12 protein-coding genes are annotated in these 21,671 nt (G+C 37.0%); 4 read left to right on the forward strand and 8 right to left on the reverse strand.

Translation table 11 applies throughout. The annotated features are described in order from the left end of the window. Positions 1-73: 73 nt before the first annotated feature. Positions 74-271 (reverse strand): hypothetical protein, encoded by a 198-nt coding sequence (locus tag D7004_RS01870; protein WP_123204174.1) that lies wholly within the window; start codon positions 269-271, stop codon positions 74-76. Between the two features lie 131 nt (positions 272-402). On the opposite strand from D7004_RS01870, the gene D7004_RS01875 reads away from it, so the two are divergent. Continuing rightward, a complete protein-coding gene (locus D7004_RS01875; protein ID WP_123204175.1) occupies positions 403-783 on the forward strand; it encodes a response regulator in 381 nt (126 codons plus the stop codon). Between the two features lie 18 nt (positions 784-801). Here D7004_RS01875 and D7004_RS01880 read toward each other — a convergent pair whose 3' ends face one another. The 6 genes from D7004_RS01880 to D7004_RS01905 all read right to left on the reverse strand — a co-directional run bounded on the left by D7004_RS01880 (position 802) and on the right by D7004_RS01905 (position 16,505). Further along, entirely contained in the window at positions 802-1,590 is a 789-nt protein-coding gene (locus tag D7004_RS01880) for a sugar phosphate isomerase/epimerase family protein (protein ID WP_167459370.1), read from the reverse strand. Positions 1,591-1,822: 232 nt separating this feature from the next. Continuing rightward, a complete protein-coding gene (locus D7004_RS01885) occupies positions 1,823-2,689 on the reverse strand; it encodes a DUF808 domain-containing protein (protein ID WP_123204177.1) in 867 nt (288 codons plus the stop codon). Between the two features lie 972 nt (positions 2,690-3,661). After that, complete coding sequence (locus D7004_RS01890) at positions 3,662-5,653, reverse strand: OmpA family protein (RefSeq protein ID WP_123204178.1); 1,992 nt, start codon at positions 5,651-5,653, stop codon at positions 3,662-3,664. Positions 5,654-5,663: 10 nt separating this feature from the next. Further along, positions 5,664-6,665 carry a PorP/SprF family type IX secretion system membrane protein gene (locus tag D7004_RS01895; protein ID WP_123204179.1) on the reverse strand — a complete coding sequence of 334 codons (1,002 nt, stop codon included), beginning with the start codon at positions 6,663-6,665 and terminating at the stop codon, positions 5,664-5,666. A 34-nt stretch (positions 6,666-6,699) separates the two neighbouring features. Then, positions 6,700-11,340 (reverse strand): Ig-like domain-containing protein, encoded by a 4,641-nt coding sequence (locus tag D7004_RS20925; RefSeq protein ID WP_244214219.1) that lies wholly within the window; start codon positions 11,338-11,340, stop codon positions 6,700-6,702. Then, the gene (locus D7004_RS01905) at positions 11,247-16,505 is read right to left on the reverse strand and encodes an Ig-like domain-containing protein (protein WP_167459371.1); all 5,259 of its coding nucleotides are present in this window, start codon (positions 16,503-16,505) and stop codon (positions 11,247-11,249) included. The genes D7004_RS20925 and D7004_RS01905 overlap by 94 nt, the downstream gene beginning before the upstream one ends. Before the next feature lie 234 nt (positions 16,506-16,739). Between D7004_RS01905 and D7004_RS01910 the strand changes: the two genes are divergently transcribed. Beyond that, entirely contained in the window at positions 16,740-19,349 is a 2,610-nt protein-coding gene (locus tag D7004_RS01910) for a hypothetical protein (protein ID WP_123204182.1), read from the forward strand. A gap of 8 nt (positions 19,350-19,357) precedes the next feature. Here D7004_RS01910 and D7004_RS01915 read toward each other — a convergent pair whose 3' ends face one another. Beyond that, a complete protein-coding gene (locus D7004_RS01915; RefSeq protein WP_123204183.1) occupies positions 19,358-19,558 on the reverse strand; it encodes a hypothetical protein in 201 nt (66 codons plus the stop codon). Between the two features lie 255 nt (positions 19,559-19,813). Between D7004_RS01915 and bla the strand changes: the two genes are divergently transcribed. After that, a complete protein-coding gene (bla, locus tag D7004_RS01920) occupies positions 19,814-20,689 on the forward strand; it encodes a subclass B3 metallo-beta-lactamase (RefSeq protein ID WP_123204184.1) in 876 nt (291 codons plus the stop codon). Between the two features lie 3 nt (positions 20,690-20,692). Continuing rightward, positions 20,693-21,670 carry a Gfo/Idh/MocA family protein gene (locus D7004_RS01925; RefSeq protein WP_123204185.1) on the forward strand — a complete coding sequence of 326 codons (978 nt, stop codon included), beginning with the start codon at positions 20,693-20,695 and terminating at the stop codon, positions 21,668-21,670. The last annotated feature ends 1 nt before the right edge of the window (position 21,671 follow it).

Raw genomic sequence — 21,671 nt, forward strand, 5'->3', positions numbered from 1 at the left:
AGTGATAATATCTGTTAAGTAATTGTGATTAAATAAGAAGTTGCAACAGCATTAAATGGTTAGATTAGATTAATTATTTAGTTTCTTTCTGCTTGACAACCAACACAATACCTTTTCCATCAAACAATTGAAAATAATATTCGACCGATGTTTCAGTTTTATAAACATTTATTTGCTCAATAATACCTTTTGAGCCACTTTTGTGCTCAATAAAATCACCAATTTGAAGTGAATTTAATTTAATTGTCGTTACATCATTATTAAGTACCATAGCATGAAAGCTTAAATAGAGGAATGATTATAATAAAACGAGTATATATACGGATTTTGAGCGAAAACAGATTTTAAATACTTAATTTTAAGTATTTTACAACAAATCTTCATCTTAATTGTTAAAGAATCATGAACAAAAAAATACTGGTCATTGATGATGACATTCTTACCTTAGAAGTTATAAATTCAATGTTAGATAATGAAGGCTATAACGTTAAAAGCGTTCATTTAACTGAAATGATATTCCCATCGATAGCAGAATTTAATCCCGATTTAATTATTATGGATATTAAACTGAACAAAGCTGATGGAAGAATTCTGTGCAATCAAATTAAAGAATCAGAAAATACTAAACACATTCCGATAATCTTATTAACTGGCTTAGAATACGACGTAATTGGAGAAATTATCTGTAATGCCGATGCAATAATGGGCAAACCGTATAAGTTAGATAATATGCTTTTAACAATTAAAAACCTATTAGATTCTAAAATTGAATCTTTTAGCTAATATTTGAATGTTACTGATTTAATATACCTCATCAATTTGTTTGGTGAGGTAATTAAAAGCTTTAGGAATTTCTACTTCTGCATTACCAATATTTCCTTCTATAAAAATATAACCGCTATAATTAGCTTTCTTTAATGCGCTCAAATAAGGTTTAAAATCATCGCCCATAACACCTGGCAATGTTCTTTTTTCTTTTTCGGCTATTTCGCAAAAAGCCAATAATTTCCCGGCAGCAACAATTTCATTTGGCAATTCGCCTTCACGCATCATGTGGAAAATATCTGCATTCAATCTGAAATTAGGGTCGTTAACTCGTTTTACAATAGATGCAGCTGATTTTAAGGAAGTAATAAAATTTGTTTCTGTGGTTTCCAGGTTTTCGAGCACAATGGTAACATTGTATTTTTTTGCTATAGCACCTAGCTTTTTAGCTAAATTGACAAAGCTAGTTTCTGCCTTTTGTAAATCGTAACCTTCGGGAATATTTCTGGAACCACCGCTACCCAATACAATAATTTTTACTCCAGCTTGCCCTGCCCTATTAAGAACTGAATCAGCATAAGCTAAAACTTTTTTCTCATCCACATCTGGTCCGGCGATTTTTAGTGTGCCAGGAAAAAACAGGTTACACATCATTACCTTACATTTTGCCGCTTTTATCAGAGATAAATTTTGTTCGAATTGCTCACCGGTTAATGATGGAGCCAGCATCTTTCTAACAGATTCACCAAGCATTCTAAAACCAGATGCGTAAACCAGGCTATCTCTATCTAAACCAGCTGAGATGCCCAATTGTGGTTTTTGCATATTTTTTAAGGTGAAGCTGTAAACGAGCAATAATGTAAACGCAATTATTAATAAGTTTTTGAATCTCATAATCTGATTGGGGTAATTGAATTGCAAAAATGTTAATCGGTTAGATGATTTATGCTAAAACCCTCAGGGAATTAGCAAATTGAAGATAACCATTTGATTTGCAAAAACTATAAATTATGCAGACATATCAATAATCTTACGGTTCAGCACCGCAAGGCATCAATTATTTTTTAAATAAAGAAATAACTTTTTTAACTAATGTAATAATTCCTAGGGCAACCAAACCCGCTAATAAACCAACAACAAATTCTTTTATTATTGAAGCTACGTTTGGATACAGATCATGAATGTAGGCTACGTTGTGCACGAAAATACCGCCTGCAACCAATATTAAAGCTATTGTACCTCCTATACTTAAAATCCTGATTATCACAGGTAAAGATTTTACCAATAAATTTCCAAGAGAACCAAAAAAACCTTTATCGCCCGAACGCTTTATTAGGTTTTGTCCGGCATCATCCATTCTAACAATAAGTGCAACAATGCCATAAACACCAATGGTTGCCAATAATGCAACAACCGAAACGGTTAAAATTTGTAAGGTCAAACTTTTATCTAGAACGGTTCCTAGAGCAATAATTACAATTTCTACCGACAGTATAAAATCGGTAGTGACGGCAGATTTGATTTTAGCTTTTTCGTTTTCAGCATCATTTTCCACAATAACTTTCTCTGCTGTTTTAGGAACTACAGAACGATGAAAAAAGTATTCTACAATTTTTTCTACACCTTCAAAGGCCAAATAAAATCCACCTAAAATTAAAATATAGGTAATGGCAACGGGAAAAAAAGAATTTAACAGTAAGGCAACTGGAACAATAATCAATTTGTTTATAAGTGAACCTTTTGTGATAGCCCATAAAACTGGTAACTCTCGTGATGATAGAAAACCTGTAGCTTTTTCTGCATTTACGGCTAAATCATCGCCCAAAATTCCTGCGGTTTTTCGTGTAGCAATTTTGGCCGTTACGGCCACATCATCCATTAAAGCTGCGATATCATCTAAAATTGCAAAAAAACCTGATGCCATATTTATTATTAAGGTTGTAAAATAGAATTCAAATTTAAAACGAAATATTTAAATCAGTTCAAATCTCATCAAAAAACCAGCAATACACAAAATAGTTTTAAATGGAATAAATAAATGTAGCGTTTACTATTATTTAGATTGCCACAGAAACACAGAATTCACAGAATATTGCGTTTGCACTATCGTTTTAAGATTCTCCATAATTTGAGGAATGAGGAACTGAGAAAACACCAAAAAGAAGCTTACTTTGTTAAATAAACCTGATTGCAGTGTAAGCCCGCAATCCCGATTTTTCATCGGGAGCGGACTTGAAACGAAAAGCAGGACTGAAAAACCAAAAGAATTGCTGAACGTAAATTTCCAAAAAAATACATTAAGCTTGCCATAGAAACACGGAATTCACAGATTATTGCGTTTGCACTATCGTTTCAAGATTCTCCATAATTTGAGGAATGACGAATTAGGGAACACCAAAAAGCAGCATACTTTGTTAAATAAACCTGGTTGCAGTGTAAAGCCCGCAATCCCGATTTTTCATCGGGAGCGGACTTGAAACGAAAAGCAGGACTGAAAAACCAAAAGAATTACTGAACGTAAGTTTCCAAAAAAATATATTTAGATTGCCATAGAAACACAGAAATCACAGAATAGAGCGTTTGAACTATCGTTTCAAGATTCTCCATAATTTGAGGAATGACGAATTAGAGAATACCAAAAAGCAGCATACTTTGTTAAATAAACCTGATTGCAGTGTAAAGCCCGCAATCCCGATTTTTCATCGGGAGCGGACTTGAAACGAAAAGCAGGACTGAAAAACCAAAAGAATTACTGAACGTAAATTTCCAAAAAAACACATTATGATTGCTACACAAACACAGAAATCACGGAATAAAGTATTTGAACTATTCTATTAATAAAAAAAAAGGCAGGAGCTCTCAATCTCCTACCTCAACTAAACCAATATAATAAACGCTATTTCTTAGTTACTTTAAATTCTGTTCTTCTATTTTTTGCTCTGCCTTCGGGATTATCCTTCCCCCTTTTAAGTTTATTTGGGGCAATCGGCATACTTTCGCCATAACCTTTGGAGGCCAATCGGTTTTGCGAAATATTCTTACTTACCAAATAATCAACGCAAGATTTCGCCCTTCTTTCTGATAATTCCTGATTGTAAACATCGGTTCCGACATCATCTGTATGGGCTCCAAGTTCTATTTCCATTTCAGGGTTATCATCTAAAATTAATGCTAAAGCATCAAGAACTTTTTTAGACGATTCTGTTAATTCTGCACTATTAAATTCATAATAAATGTTATCCAATACGATTGGTACATTTATTTTAAAGGCATTGATACAATAATCAGCATACATTAAAGTGTCAGCTTTAGCAATTTCCTCATATGCATAGCTTTTGTTTAAGGCAAAATAATTTTCTTTGGTCATGTTTAGCTTTACTGGTCTTCGGCTATCCATTTTAAAATCGTATTTTCCTGTATTATTGGTTGTAAAAATATAATCATTTTCCTGGTCGTTCATTTTTACCAAAACCCCATCCAATGGCTTTTTGGTTTTACAATCGGTAATGATGCCAGATACAGAAATATATTCCCTTTTCACTTCAAAAATTTCCAGGCAACAAGCAGATTCTCTATCCGAACTGATGTAACCTTTGCTGGCATCGGCATTTATCGGCGTGAAATACACATCATCTTTGGATGAATTAAAAGGATAACCCATGTTTTTGGGTGTTGTCCAGTTAATTAAATCACCCTCCGATTCGTAAAAATCCATTCCACCAAAACCAATTCTACCATCTGTACTGAATATTAATTTTTTAGTAATCGTGTTATAGTAAGGCGCCTTTTCATCGGCTTCGCTATTAATCTCAGGACCTAAATTTACCGCCTGACCAATTGTACCATCACTTCTTATGGCAGCATACCACAAATCGTATTTTCCATAACCGCCCATTCTATCAGATGAGAATATCAAAAATTTACCATCGCTGGTTACAAAAGGTTGTGCAGCGTTAAAATCTTTACTATTAACCTGTAAACCTACAGATTGCGGAATCGACCATTTATCATCTGTTTTACTAGCAGAATAAATAGAATATTTTTCTTGCCCTTTCCAGGCCGTAAAATAAGCAACATTACCTTCAGGATTAAAACTTACCGCAGCAAATTCCATATCATTTTGTAAATTGAAATCGATCTTCTTAACATTAACTTTATCATCCTGAAAATTTGAGCTCGAACTATAAAGGTTATTCATAAATGGATTGGCCTTAGTAGAAATTGGTGATTCGCCTTTTACCACCTTAACCACATCGGGCTTACCTGAAACCGCAACTGGCCTTGAAGAAGTAAAATAAAATGAACTGCCTTGTTTAATCGGAGCGTAATTAGAACCTAATCCGTTAATTTCTGAAGGCACTTTTTTAATTTGAACCAGCCTCGGGAAACGCATTTCTTTCATGGCGAATTTACATGACAGCACTTCTAAATTTGCTGTTTTTACCAATCCATCAGTTTTGTTATTGGTAATAAATTTTTCAAAAGCAGCAATTGCCTGTGGAAATTTTTTATTTGCCCTTAAACTTTCGGCATAGTAAAACAAGGATTTATAATATTTAGGATTGCTAAAAGTGCTGGCTACCTCGTAATATTTCTCAGCTTCTGTAAAATCGCGGTACATCCGACTTGCTTCGGCAAGGTTATAAAGTGAGCCTTCATAATCTTCAATTACCTTTTCTTCGCTGCCCAATTTTTTATCTTTACCATAAGGCAAAACAACCTGGCTACTATCTGCTGTAATTTTTAAAGCCTTTTTATAAAATGTTGAAGCGGCATAATAATCTTTACTTTGAAAATAAGCATCGGCTACTTTTTTATAATTAACAACGTATTGAGCTTCAGCAGTAATTGCTGTAGCTAAAATTAAAAAGAGGATTAATTTTTTCATAGCTAAAAAATTATAAACGAGGACAGAAAAAGTTAGGACCGATAATACCGTTGCGACCAATAAGTGAAATGGATAATTCTAAACCACCATTACTATTGGATGCCCGCTGAAGTGTTGATGTATTTACATCGTAACTTAGGCCTATAACCATATTTTTAAATTGTAAGCCTACAAAAGCAATTGCAGCATCTTTAACCCTGTAATTACCTCCGAAAAGGATATTTGATTGGTTGTTAACCATAAACTGAGCATAAGCACCAACAGAAACTTCATTTGTATTGCCCTGATACATTACCAAAGCATTCGGAACAATATCCAGCATTTCAGAAGCTCGGATTCTGGCACCACCATGCGCCGTAAAACGGATTGGAGTACGGGTACTATTTTCAGAAAATCGCTCTATCGGACGGTTTAAATGTGCTGCACTTGCACCCACAAATACATTGACATTTTGATTTGGATTACCATCAAAGTACATAATACCAGCATTTACATCTGGCACAAATGATGAAGTTGATGAAAAGCTTTCGCCGCTAATCATGCCACCATCATAACCTGTAATTGGATTAAACTGGTTGCCAAACCTGCCTTGCGATAAATCGAAACTCCTATTTACGAACCCGGCTTGCAATCCAAAACTTATCATTTGTAAACCTTCTAAGCCAAAGCGTAACCGATAAGAACCAGAAACCAATGCTGTTAAATAATTAAAATCGAGTTCGCCTGCCCTTTGATTTAAAATCGTAGCACCAAAAGCAAAGTTCTTTTTTGGTGCCAAATCAAAAGAAGCCCCACCTGTTAAAAATGAATTGGAGATTGCACCCCACTGTTGTTTAAAATTTACTGATGCCCGGTAATCGCCATCGATAACACCTGTTAAAGCCGGGTTTAACCATAACGGATAGGCATAATATTGAGAGAAATGAGGATCGGTTTGTGCTTTCAGGTTTAGTGTTGCAAAGCTGAATATCAGCATTGCAACACATATTTTTAGAGGTTTTAGCATTTTCATAAGATGTAATTTATAGCGGTATATTATCTGTTAATTATCGGATTAAGGTTATTGTACCTTTTTTCATCACCTTGGTGCCATCTGTCGATTCTATTTCAATCATATATACATACACACCGTTTGGCTGAGGAACACCTTTGTAAGTTCCATCCCAACCTGTAGTGGTAGAATTTACTTGATAAATCAATTGACCCCATTGGGTGTACACATTCATTTTTACAGCGGCTATTGTAGTTCCGTAAACCAAGAAGATATCATTCTTACCATCGTTATTAGGACTAAATATGTTTGGAATGTAGATGTCGTTTCCAATCGGATTAGAAGCTTTTCCAGTTACAGGGGTTGAATTGGCGCTGGTTTGACAACCAATCTGTCCCAAAGCACGAACGATTAAGGTAACGGCTTGGTCTGGTTTTAAGCCAATAATTAAATGGCTGGTTGCGTTCGTCCCGTTGGAAGGTGCTTGCCATGTTGCGCCATTAGTAAGCGAAACTTCATAGCCTGTTGCACCAGAAATAGCATTCCAACTAAATGTTACACTTGCAGGTGTAGTGGTTTCTACCCGAACAACTGGTATAGATAAAACTGGCAAAACGGTAACGATTACTGGCGTTCTTACTGCACTTACGCAACCTGCTGAACTAAAGCTCTCTACATAAAATGTTGTGTTAGCACTTAGCGACGGTGTTGTAAACGTAGTTCCTTGTCCTAATACGGTTCCACCTGTACTTGTTGCATACCATCTGTAAGTTAAACCAGGTTCAGGTGAATTAACATTTAATACAGTTGTCGTTCCAGAGCAGATTGTACCGTTTGTAGCACTAACCAATAGTGGTGCTACAGGCAATGGTAAAACCGTAATGCTAACCGCAGTTCGGTTGCTTGAGATACATGTACCAGCCACACCCTCAACATAATATGTTACATTATTGGTTAATGATGGCGTTGTAAATGTACTTCCTGAACCAGCAATTGCACCTCCGGTTGCGCTGGTGTACCAATTATAAGTTACACCAGTTTGAGCATTTGTTACTGATAGATTTGCAGCACTTCCAAAACATACGTTTTGTGTAGCACTCGCAACTATTGGAACAAAAGGTTGTTGATTAACGGTTACGGTAATCAAGGTTCTGCCTGCACCATTAAAACAACCGCCTGCGCCTATCGCTTGGATGTAATAGTTTACTGTATTGGTTAATACAGGAGTTGTATATGAAGTTCCGGTTGTTAAAAGATTACCGCCAGTTACCGCATTATACCATTCGTACGTTACACCAACCTCTGGACTTTGAATGTTTAATGTAGTGGCATTGCCTGAACAAATGTTGGTACCAGCTGATGAAACTACAGGATTAGATGGTGCCGCACTAACAGTTACTGCAACTAAGGTTCTGCCTCCTGTATTCACACATCCTCCGTTTCCTACCGCTTGTAAATAATAATTAACATTTGCAGTTAAAACAGTTGTGGTAAATGTACTTCCAGTTGTTAAAAGATTGCCTCCTGTTGCAGCATCATACCATTCGTAGGTTACAGCCGTTTGAGGATTTTGTACGGTAAGTGTGGTTGAATTTCCAGAACAAATTGCAGTGCCAGTCGTAGCAACCACCGGGTTATTTGGTGTAGCATTAACTACGATGGTAACCATTGTTCTTCCCGCAGCGTTTACACAACCACCTGCTCCAATTGCCTGGATATAGTAATTCGTGTTTGAGTTTAGAACTGGTGTAGTAAATGACGTTCCTGTTGAAATAAGGTTACCTCCAGTTGCTGCATTATAAAATTCGTAGCTTACGCCATTTTGCGGATTTTGAATATTAATTGTAGTTGTATTACCTGAACAAATTGTTGTACCAGTTGATGAAACAACAGGATTTGCAGGAGCAGGATTTACAGTTATTACAACCACTCTTGCAGTTGATGATGCGTTTTCACATTTATTATCGCCTTTAACAGTTACATAATAAGTTGTGTTAGCATTTAAAACCGGTGTAGTATAACTAGCGCCCACAAAAGATATGTTTGTAAGTGATGCATCGCTGTACCAGGTAAACACTGGGTTAGTAACCGTGGTTGAGCTTGCAGTAAGAATAGCTGAAGAACCAGCACAAGCTGCCGTATTTCCAGCTACAATAATATCGGTTGATGTAGCCAGCGGATTTACATTGATGGTTACCACTTTTGCATCTGCAGCAGCATTTTCGCATTTATTTGTTCCTTTAACAGTTACATAAAATGTAGTTGTAGCAGAAACGGCAACATTGTAAGTTGGTCCGGTAAAAACAGGAACCGTTAATGATGCATCGCTGTACCAGGTAAATACAGGTTGTGTTACCGTTAAACTCGATGCCAGCAAAGTTGCCGTGCTACCTGAACAAATATTTGCATTATTAACCGTAATATCTGCTGCGGTGGCATAATCTTTTACTGTTACGGTGATGGTCTTAGCATTTGCTGCAGAATTTGCGCAATTGTTATCACCGCTAACCGTAACATAATAGGTTGTTGTAGCAGTTAAAGCTGGTGTTGTAAACGATGCGCCAACAAATGCAACACTGGTTAATGCCGCATCATTATACCAGGTAAATACCGGGTTGGTTACCGTAACTGATGATGCGGATAATGATGCAGTAGCACTACTACAAATGATGTTTAAGCCTGTAATATTGATATCTGCTGCGGTTGACAGCGGATTAACATCTATGACAACAGCTTTTGCAGTTGCTGGTGTATTTTCACATCTATTGCTACCTTTTACGGTTACATAATAAGTTGTTGCTGTTGATAATGCAGGCATTGTAAATGATGGTGCTGTAGATACGACTGTGGTTAAAGCAGCATCGCTATACCAGGTAAATATTGGATTTAGTATAGTTGAAGTTGCTGTTAATGTTGTTGTTGAGCCAGCACACAAGCTACTTGCATCAGTAACATTTATATCTGATGCTAAAGCTACAGGGTTTATGGTAATGGATACGCTGGCCGCATTACCTATAGGGTTTGGACAACGATTTGAACCGCTTACCGTAACATAATAAGTCACGTTCGCATTTATTTGTGGAGTGGTAAATGCTGCACCAACAAAAACCGGAGTGCTTAGTGATGCATCGCTATACCAGGTAAATACCGGATTTGTAACTGTTGTGCTGCTTGCTGTTAGGATTGTTGTACCCGCATTACATAATGCTGTGTTACCAGAAATTACGATATCTGTAGCAATTGCATTTTGGTTAACCTCAATATTTACCGGCGTGCGTGTAGCATTTGTACAACCTCCGCTTGATGCCGCTTCTACGTAATAGGTATAACTGCCTGGCGACAGATTTGCAGAAGTTACAAAACTACTGCTATTGCTCACCAATAAATTACCTGAAGTTGCTGCATCATACCAATTGTAAACCACACCAGCAACCGATTGAACAGCTAAGGTAACCGGAGTATTGATACAGGTTGATACAGAATTTGTTGTAGCAGGAACAGGTGGTGCTGGTGGCGAAGTTATGGTTACCGTTATATCAACTTTCGGACTTTCGCAGCCATTCAAGTCTGTAGCGGTTACAGAGAAATCATAAGTTCCGGCGGGTAGGGTCGCATCTGTTAAGAAATTAACACCATTTTGTCCAGTGTAAACCGAGCCTTGGTACCATTTATAAGTGATATTTGGTTTAGGATTACTTACGCTTAATGTAGCAGAAGAGCCGAAGCAGGCCGATACTGCAGTAGAAACGATTTCTGGTTTGGTTATGATTCTTCTGGCATAATTAAAATCTACGGAAGTTAAAACACCAATTAAACCCGAACTTAATCTTAATTCTACGCCATCAAATTGAGCAGTTGGAATGAATGATAAAGTAGCTTCACTTCCATCGGTAGCTAAATCAAGTTGTATGAATTGACTGTTAAGTGTAACATCATCATTATTGCTTGCCGAACCATTGTAGGTGGTTAAAGTTAAATTTGGTAAAACTGCTGCTGATAATAATTTTCCTGGAGAAGAGATTTTAATTTGCAAGGTATCACCGATATTTGATAAACCACCTGTAAATCCTAAGCGATGAAAAACAGATGCTCCTAAAGCCCCTGCCGGAATAAATAAAGTAGAACCCGTATTTTCATCTGTATCAACAGCAGAAGCATCGTTGAAAACACTGGCTCCTACAATTACACCATTAACACCTGTTAAAGCGCTTATTGTTGCAATACCGCAATCAACTGTTCCTGGGGTTGGAGGTATTACGGTTACCAATACAGATACAGGTGAACTAGTGCCACAGCCTGGAACTGTTGTAGTTACATAATAAGTTGTAGATGCGTTTAGTATTGGTGTTGTAAAAGATGTGCCAGTATTTACAAGAATTGTTGCATTAGCGTCACTATACCAATTTATTGTAGCACCAGCAACCGATGATGTTGCATTTAACACAGCCCTTGTTCCAGATACAATTATGGCCGATGCAGGCGTAATAACCGGAGCTTGTGGGTTTGCACCAATAGTTACCGTGGCAGTTGCTCTTGCTGATGCCGTTCCGCAACTATTTACAGCTTCTAATGTGTAAGTGGTATTGGCTGTTGGTGTAACAGTTAAAGTTGTGCCATCAGGTCCAGCACTTGTTCCGTTCGAATCATACCATTTATAGGTAACGCCAACAACCGGATTTTTAACCTGTAAAAATATTGCTGTACCTGCACATGCGCTAACGGTAGGCGATAATAATCTGGCGTTGCAGGTGCTGGTTGAACTACAACATTCACTTCTGTTTTTGCACTCAAACATCCCGAGGCCGAAACGATTGCTACATAATATTTTGTATCGGCTGTTAATGCCGCTGTTGTGTACGTTGGTCCATCTGTTAAGGCATTTTGTGCAGCATCAAACCAACGATAAGTTACGCCATTTATTGGATTTAAAACTGACAACGTACTTGTTAAACCTGCGCAGCCAGCAACATTTGCTGATGTAACTTGTGGTGCCAGTAATGAACGCTGCATGTAATTTAGGTTAACCGATGTTAACGCACCCAATACGCCCGAATTTAAACTTAACCGTGCTCCATCAAATGCAACACCGGGAATTAATGTAATTAAAGCCTGAGTGTTGCCATTTAATAACCTGATGTTTAATAATCCGCTATTTAAAAGCGTAGCATCATTATTGGAATTCGCACCATTATATGTTGTTATAGAAACGTTATTTAAAACGCCAACGGAAGCTAAGCTTTGAGGTAATGAAACTAAAACTCTTAAAGTATCACCTAAATTGGATAAACTTCCGAAATATAAAGTTTGATAAACGCTGGCACCTAAGGCGCCTACAGGCATAACCAATGATGATGAAGTTTGTGCATCGTTATCTATTGCCAAGCCTGCATTAAAAACTCCCGCTAGTAAAGCAACTCCTGTTACACCATTTACCTGAGTTGATGCAACTTCACAAGGAATTGGTGTTGGTGTACCTGTTCCATTTACGGTGATTGTTACCTGAACTCGAGTAGATGAAGAACAACCTGAAGCCGAAACCGTTTCTACGTAATAGCTTGTTGTTGCTGTTAAAGGCGGTGTTACGAAGGTAGAACCAGAGAAAACCGGAGTTGTAGATGCCTGAGCATCATACCAGTTAAAAGTAACACCTGTTTCTGACGAAGTTGCGGTTAATATTGCTGTTTGACCAGAATTTACGGTTGTAGCTGATGCTGTAACCGTAGGTAATAGCGGACGTGGATTTACGGTAATCGCTGCTGCAACTCTACTCGCACTCAAACAACTTCCATTTGCAGCTTCTAAGTAATAAGTTGTATTGGCATTTAATGCCGGGGTTACAAAAGTGCTTCCAGTAAATATGGCTGGACCACCAGTTGCTGCAGCGTACCAATTGTATGTTAGGGCAGCATCAGGATTACTAACCGTTAATGTTGCAGGTGAACCTGAACACACATTAGCAAGAGGCGCCAAAACAGGCTGCGCAACCGCAGGTGTTACCGTCACAACAACAGAAACTCTGGTTGTATTTGCACAAGTTCCGTTGGCTACTTCGATATAATATGTTGTTGTTGCAGTTAAGGCAGGTGTTGTAAAAGAAGCTCCACTGCTTAATAAGTTGCCACCAGTTGGCGCATCAAACCATTTTAGGTTGGTTCCGCCATTTGCAGTAGCAGAAAGTGTTGCTGTATTTCCGGCACAGATGGTTTGTGAACCACTTGTTATCGTTGGATTTGGATAAATTACGGTAGCACCATAAATATCTAAACTGCTAATTGCAGATACCAATCCGCCAAATCGTAGTTCTACCCTATCATAAACTCCTGCCGAAGGTAGTGTTGCGGTAAACCTGGTACCACCAAGTAACCTAAGATTTAAAACTGATGAATTAAGTGGATAGCTCGAAACAATTGATGCACCGTTCATTACATTCACAGTAATGTTGCTCAATACGGATAGATCCAATAAGCCAGTTGGCAAACCTAAATCTAAACGAATACTATCGGTTGCAGCTCCTACCGCTGGAAATATTAATTGTTGAAACCCTGTTGAAGTAACGCCAACTGCAAGAGATATTCTGGTGAAATTATTTGGATTTGAATCGGTTGAGTTACCAGCTCCTGATATGTTACACAATAAACATATTCCTGTTATTCCAGAATTTTGACTGTTTGCAGCGTTACAAGCTGTAGCACCACCACCTGAAATAACAGTAACTGTTACCGGAACTCTACCAGCGCTGACGCAACCATTGACGTTTGTGGTTTCCACATAATAGGTTGTGGTAGCTGTAAGTGCCGGAGTTGTAAAGTTAGAACCTGTTGCAAGCTCGGCACCTCCTGTAGCAGCTGCATACCATTTAATGGTATTTCCTGCATCAGCAGTAGCAATTAATGTAGTGCTTTGTCCAGCATTAACCACCTGATTGTTTGTGGTAACAACAGCAGGATTAGCTGCCGGATTTAGAGTAACATTAACTACTGTTCTAGCGCTTACCGCTGTTCCTGAAACAGCTTCTGCATAATAAGTAATAGGGGCATCTACAATTGGTGTTACAAAAACTCCGGTACTGTTTGTTGCTAAAGCCGTGCTTCCGGTAGAACCATACCAGTTATACGTTACGCCAGATTGTAAATTACTAACTGTTAGTGTAGCAGTACTGCCAGCACAAACCGCAGCACTAGCTACAACAGGTTGGTTTACATTTACAACAATCGTATAATCAGAATTTACAGTATTGCCATTTGCATCAGTTCCTGTTACCGAAACTACAAATGTTCCACCTAAAGTTGGCGTACCTGAAATTTCTCGAGTTGCGGTATTAAAACTTAATCCCGGAGGCAAATTACTTGCAATGTAATTGTAAGGTGGCGTTCCACCTGCAACAGCAGGGAGCGTTTGTGTTGGGTAAACACTACCTACAACACCACTTGGCAAACTTGCAGTTGGTAAAGAAAGTACACCAGTTACACTTAAAGGATATGTATTTGATGCTGTTCTACCCTGACTATCAGTAACAGTAACCGAAATAGTATAGTTACCAGCTTGAGTTGGCGTTCCGGTAATTGCTCTGGTTGTAGCATCGTATGTTAAACCGGGTGGCACACCAGTAGCCACATAAGTATAAGGACCAACACCACCGGTAGCCGCTGGCAATACTTGTGTGGTGTAAGCAGTACCAGCAATACCACCCGCCAATGTAGCTGATGGAAGTAATAGCGGATCGGTTACCGAAATGGTATAATTTGTACTTGCAGTTTTTCCATCAGCATCCGTTACGGTTACAGGAAATGTAAATGTACCTGAGCTAGAAGGTGTGCCTGTAATTTCTTTTGTTGTCGGATTAAAAGACAATCCAGGAGGCAAATTAGTAGCTGCATAAATATATGGTCCGGTACCACCTGTTGCAGATGGAATTGTTTGTGGGGTATAAATCTGCCCGGTAATGCCACTTGCTAAAGTTGCAGCAGGCAAAACCAATGGATCAGTTATTTTAACGGTATAAATAGCGGTTACACTGATTCCTGTTGCATCAGTTACCGTAACCGGGATGCTATAGTTTCCTACTTGTGTTGGGATTCCGGTAAATTCTCTTGTTGTAGCATTAAATGCCAATCCCGGAGGTAAATTTATGGCACTGTAAACATATGGTCCGGTACCTCCAGTTGCCGCAGGAATAACCTGAGCTGGGTATTGTGTTCCTGTTACGCCATTTGGCAAAACGCCGGGTGCAAAAGTAAGTGCTGCCTTAGCGCTTAAGGTATAGCTTGCAGTTGCTGTACAACCTTTGGTATCAGTTGCAACTATAGAGAATGTTGCATCCCCAGTGGCTGTTGGTGTTCCTGATATTAATCCTGTTGAAGATAAACTTAAACCCGCAGGTAAAGAATTTCCACTAGCTAAGGCATAAGTAAATCCAGGTGTTCCGCCTGTGGCTGCATCAATTTGCTTTGCATAAGCAAATCCGTTAGATGCATTGCCTAGCGTTGTTGTATTAAAAATAATCGCCGGATTTACGGTCACCGTTATTGGTACCCGTACAGATTCATCTATGCAACCTAATCTTCTGGCTGCTACATAATAAACTTTATTGGCAGTAAGTGCGGGCGTTTGATATGTGCCGTTGTAAGCGGTTGTTGCCAATGCCGTTCCGCCTTCTATTGCGTCGTACCATCTCAAATCGTTAGTACTAGCCGTGGTTGCAGTTAAAGCTGCGGAAGTATTGTAACAAGCTGCAACGCTATTGGTTGCAGGCAAAGTAAAAGTTGGGCGCCCTGCTGATTTGGTTAACCCATAAATAAATATAGTTTGTGTTAAATTAGCATTTAACAATGATGAAAGTGTAACCTGAACCCTATCAAATGCAACACCTGGCGAAAATGGTACTGTAACCGGCTGACCTGAATTTAGCAATGCCAACAAATCTAAATTTAATAGATTTGAAGCAGAGGCAGAATAGACTTGACTTGTGCCATTAAATGCAGTAACATTTAAATTATTTAACACACCTGCTGTTAATAATGCCGATGATACTCTAAGTCTTAGATTGAAATCATCTCCTGCACTTGCTGCTGTATTAAAGTAGAAATTCTGACTAATAGAACCGGCAACACCAAGTGCGCCTAAACTCAATTCTGAATAATTGGTTGTGTTGGCATCAATTGCAAATTGGGCATTGGTTACTCCAGCTTTGCCTGCTCCTAACACATCTACAGTTAAACCGCTGCCCTCAAAACCAGTAGCAAATGCCTGTGCACATGGATCAATACCACTGGTGTAAAATGCATTGTAAACTCTTGTCTCATTTGGTCCACTCAATAATAAAGCACGGGTTACGTCCCTAACATATACCCTATCATAATTTTGCGTTGGCCGTAAAGCAAAATAAAAAAAGCCGTCGGCATCTTTCACTAAGCGTAAATTCTGGCTCGTAAATGCGCCCGTACTCGAACCGCTTAATACAGTTGTACCTGCAGCATTTCGAGCACCTACTTCTATAGAGTGGTCTCCTAAAACAACTCCACCTACAACTCCTGCAAGTAAACCGCCTAAATTGCCACCAAGCAATTGATTTAGTAAAGTTGCGTCAGCATCTATTCTAATGTAAGATGTTGTTCCGGCTGTAAGAGTAGTTGGAAACCTCAATTCCAATTCTCCTGAATATGCTCCTCCCCCTAAAGCTAGCCCGCCATATGATTTAACAGTAGCAAAATCAGTTTGGACTGGTGTTATTGCATTGGCAGGATTATCTACCGAAGAATTTCCGGTAACGGCACTGACCACGTTTGCATAAGTTTTAGTTTGACTATACGATTTCTGATTTAGAATCGTTAATAGAGATAGTATTGCAAATAGTTTAAGCATGCAACGTTTTCCCGATTGGGAATTGAGAGTAAAGATTTTCATCATGTCAGGCGCTAGTAGGTTTGAATTTCTAATCACATCAAGTATTTATACTTTCTTTGATTATTGATAAATCTACATCAGCAACTCTAAATAGCATTTATCCATTCTCGTTCATTATTCGTTCGGGGCACCTATTCATTTCATTCATCAAACTTTTGTTACCAAAATGATTTTTGCTAACAGATTATTTTTATGACATTAGCATTATTATCCTCTACGATGAATACAAATGAATTAATCTCTCAACTCAGAAAATTCGTTCTTATAAAATCGGGTTTGCGAAATATCGACCCCGCCCACTGTAAGACTATTTCGGAGTATATATTTAAAGAGACTAAGAATTACGTTAGCGAAACAACCGTTAAAAGATTCTTCGGTTTCGCACAGGTTATTCATAAATTTTCGTTGTTCACGCTCAATAGCCTTTCTCAGTATGTAGGCTTTTCAGATTGGGAATCTTTTTGTAAGGATAAACAAGGTCAATCAGAAAATGTAGATGATGTATGGACAGACCTTCAAATCAGGTGCAGGGCAATAACAGAAATGTCTATCATTTCTAAAAAGAACAATTCCGGTGTTCCATTTGATGCCACATCAAACAGAAGTTTTCTTTTCAACGATTTCGATTACTTTTTAAAAAACAATTATCAGTTTACAACCATTACTGCACAACCAGGGCAGGGAAAATCTATCCTCATTACGCACTTAGTTGAACATTTTTTTTATGGGGAAAATGCAGTCTACAATAATGATATCGTATTATTAATCAATTCAGATACGATTAACGAACTCATTCAAAATGACTTATCATTAAAAGACTGGTTTAGAAAAGAATTTAAATTTGGTGGGGTAAGCGATTTAAACACGCATTTTAAAAAAAATCCAACAGAATGTAAAGGGCATTTTATACTTATTGTTGATGGAATTGACCAGTTTTTATCCCAAAGTAAATATTTGAAGGTTTTTACTGATTTTTTGCTAAGTATTGAAGAAAGCAATTTTTTAAAAATAGTACTTGGTTTAAGGGTAAACAACTGGGTTAATATGCAACCTATTATTTCTGGTTCGGCATTTTTAACCAAAGCCTGGTACAAAGGTTTATTTTTTGATGAAGAAAAGGGTACAAACGTACCATTGCTGAATAAAGATGAGATTCTCTTCACCCTTTCCCGATTGGAAGGAAAAATTATTTTGGAGAAAGACGTTCATCCTGAATTAATTAAACAATTTAGAACGCCCTTCTGGTTACAGATTTACTATAAACTTAAACAGGAAAACAATACCATAAGGCTAAATAACTACTTATTGTGCATAGAATTAATTAGTTATTTTTTGGAGAATAAAATATGTCTATCCAAAAACAGCACAGAAAAAATCATCATTTTAAAGGATTTAAGTAATTCAATCTCTAAAGGAAGTGTTCGCAACCGGGTGGCCAAAGACAAGGTTTTGAACTCATTTACCTTATTTCCAGAAGCTTATAACGAACTTGTTTATGGTGGAATTCTTATTGAAGAAAAGCGTTTGACCACCTCAATTCCAACTGAAATTATTCGATTTTTAAATGATGATATCTACACATATTTTCTGTTTTTGCAATTAAAAGAGAAGTTCCACTTTAAGCCAGATGGTAATTTTTTTAAAGAGATACTAACCGTTTATTCAGAACAATCTCATCTACGTAGTTTAATGCTTAACTGGAGCATTCGCTTTTGCATCAATAGAAATGAGTTACAGGCTTTGAAGCATATTTTTAAACTGCCATTTACAAATGATGAAAAGAATATGGCATTCGATTTTATATGCGATGTTGCTGTATTCGAACTAAATAGATCAGGTTCTAATTTTAATTCTCAAACCATTGATATTCATTTTATTGATATTATGGTTATGGGTAAAATTGTAAGCCAACACTACAAAGAAACCATAAAAAAGATAGCCGAAAAGATTGTAAACGAAGATATTCAGATTATGCTAAATGTTATAGAGTGTAGCATTTGCGTAGTTGATATGGATGAAAAAGGCTTGAATGAGAGCATGCATCTATTAAAAAGATATCCGAAAGAATTGTACGATTTGTTTCCAATAAACCCCAGTGATTTACTTTTATTTCTATCGAACAATTTATCAAATAAACCAAATAACGGAAAAAGTGTATTCGATAAAATTAATGTATTACAGCAGCAACTTGATGAAAGCCGTCCGCATACCAATGATGAGCTTACCAGTGTAGAAATTATGTGTTACAGATTGGCTTTCGTAGTTTTATTTACCAACAAAAATTACGAAGCATGCGGCCGTTTTATTGAAGCGATATTAAAAAAATACCCAAAGATATTTTATCTAAGGTCGTCCGTTTTTTCTTCATATCTATTAATATTATTGGTACAAACGTATATTAAACTCGACCAAAACAAAAAAGCGAAAAGGATAATCCAGCTCTTAGATAAAATTATTCACGAAAATAAAAGATACTTCACTCCTTACATAAAATCAGCGTATCATATATGTAAAGCAAATTTTTTAAACCATAACCACAATTATTCAAATGCATTGGTGGAAATAGAAAAAGGTTTAGAATCGTTAAATGGACATCAATTTAAGATACTTGAAATTTCGTTCCGACTTTTGAAAATTGATGTTCTAAAACACTCTGATAGCAATGAATATGTAAATCAGAGCATCAGAGATTTACTGAATTACTTATCCATCAATAATTTAAGCATGCCAGATTTTGCCAACGTTAGTGGCGAAAATTTTGACCACATGTTCAAAATTTTGAAATCTTACAAGCACAGCTAATGCAGATTCTATATCGTGCTGTTTAGTAATTGAACGTCAACTGCAACCAAGCCTGTTGCCGACAATTCTATTTGAAAACTAACGTTTTTACCGCTTAAACTTTTCAGAAAATCAATATCAATTTCAAAAGGAATGTCTTGCTGATTTTCATCTGTAATAATACCAGAAAGATCACTATTCAAAGACTTTATAATGCCATTTCGAGCCATAATTACACAAAACAAAGAGGATGATTTTTTTTAAACGACAATTATACAAATAATTGTAAAATTAATTAGTATTATTTATACTACAATTTAAAACTTATGTATTTATAAAACTTCAATCATAAAGTATTATTAACACTTCACCTTAATAAATATAACCTTGTATCAAAGTAAAATAGTTTGTAAATTCTCTTTCAAATATTAATACGGTAAACATTTTCCAGGTTGATTGTTATCTTAGCATCCAATCACCATATTATGTTAAAATTTAAAAGTCTAGTTTTATTTTGCCTATGCTTAATCTCAAGTATAAATGCATTTTCTCAAAACGTTAAAGAACCCACAGGAACGCCAAAAGAATGGTCTGCTGCTTATGCGCCATTCAGAATTGCTGGTAATCTATATTATGTTGGCACTTACGATTTAGCCTGCTACCTCATCACTACCTCAAAGGGTAATATTTTAATAAATACTGGTTTATCGTCATCAGCTGCTTTGATTAAAAAAAACATTGAGCAATTGGGATTTAAGTTTAGCGACACTAAAATATTGTTAACCACACAAGCACATTACGATCATCTTGGCGCAATGGCAGAAATTAAGCGGTTAACTGGTGCGAAATTTATGGTATATAAGGAAGATGCATCAGTTTTAAAAGATGGTGGAAAATCTGATTACGCATTGGGTGGAAAAGAAAGTAGTTATGCTCCTATAATCCCTGATAAATTATTGAGAAATAACGAAGTAGTTACTTTAGGAAATTTTAGCCTGAAAATGCTTCATCACCCTGGCCACACTAAAGGTTCTTGCAGTTTTATTTTCTCTACCGCAGATAAAAATCGAAGCTATAAGGTTCTGATTGCGAATATGCCATCAATTGTAACGGAGAAGAATTTTGAAGATGTAAAAGAGTACCCGAAAATTGCTGAAGATTACGCTTATACTTTCAAATCGATGAAAACTTTAACTTTCGATATTTGGTTGGCTTCTCATGCAAGTCAGTTTAAGCTGCACGAAAAACATAAACCTAGTGATGGCTATCATCCGGAAGTTTTTATGGATAGAAATGGTTACATACGATCATTAAATGAGTTGGAAAAAGCTTACACAGAAAAAATAAAGAATAATAAATAGCACATGGAACAAATTAATTGGGGGATAATTGGTTGCGGTGATGTTACCGAAGTAAAGAGTGGTCCGGCGTTTAACAAAGTGCCCAACTCGAAATTGGTTGCAGTAATGCGAAGAAACGCACAAAAAGCGGAAGATTATGCTTTACGACACGGTGTTCCAAAATGGTATACCGATGCTGATAAATTGATTAACGACCCCGATGTAAATGCAATATATATTGCTACACCTCCATTGCAACATGAAATGTTCTGCATCGCTGCATTAGAAGCTGGCAAATCTGTGTATGTTGAAAAGCCAATGACTATGGATGCAAATTCTGCAAAGCGAATGATTGATGCAGCAGAAAAATATAACACTAAGCTTTCGGTAGCGCATTATAGAAGGCTGCAGCCCATGTTTTTAAAAGTTAAATTGCTATTGGATGAAAAAGTTATTGGAGACATTCGCTTCGTAAATCTAAAAATGCTTCAGCCGCCAAATCCAGATTTGATAGCTAAAAGTGATGAAAACTGGCGAACCAACCCGGCAATTTCTGGCGGTGGTTTATTTCATGATTTAGCGCCTCACCAACTCGATTTAATGACTTACTATTTCGGAAGCGTAGAAAAAGCACAAGGAATGGCAATTAAGCAGCAACAAAATGCAACAGCCGATGACTTAGTTGCAGGAAATATTCTATTTGATAGCGGAGTTTTATTTAATGGTTTATGGTGCTTCTCGGTTTCAAAAGAAGAGCAAGCTGATGTTTGCGAAATATATGGCGAAAAAGGAAAAATTAGTTTCCCGATGTTCGGGCATAAAATTCTTGTTTCAATTGATAATGAAGAAAATACCTACAACTTCGAACCATTACAACACGTACAACAACCTATGATAGCACAAGTTGTAGATTATTTTCTGGACAAAGGAAAAAATCCATGTAGTGGGGCGGACGCTTTAATAACCATGAAAATAATGGACGCTTTTACTATTAATAAATAAC

The organism is Pedobacter jejuensis (genome assembly GCF_003725795.1).
Lineage (GTDB): Bacteria > Bacteroidota > Bacteroidia > Sphingobacteriales > Sphingobacteriaceae > Pedobacter > Pedobacter jejuensis.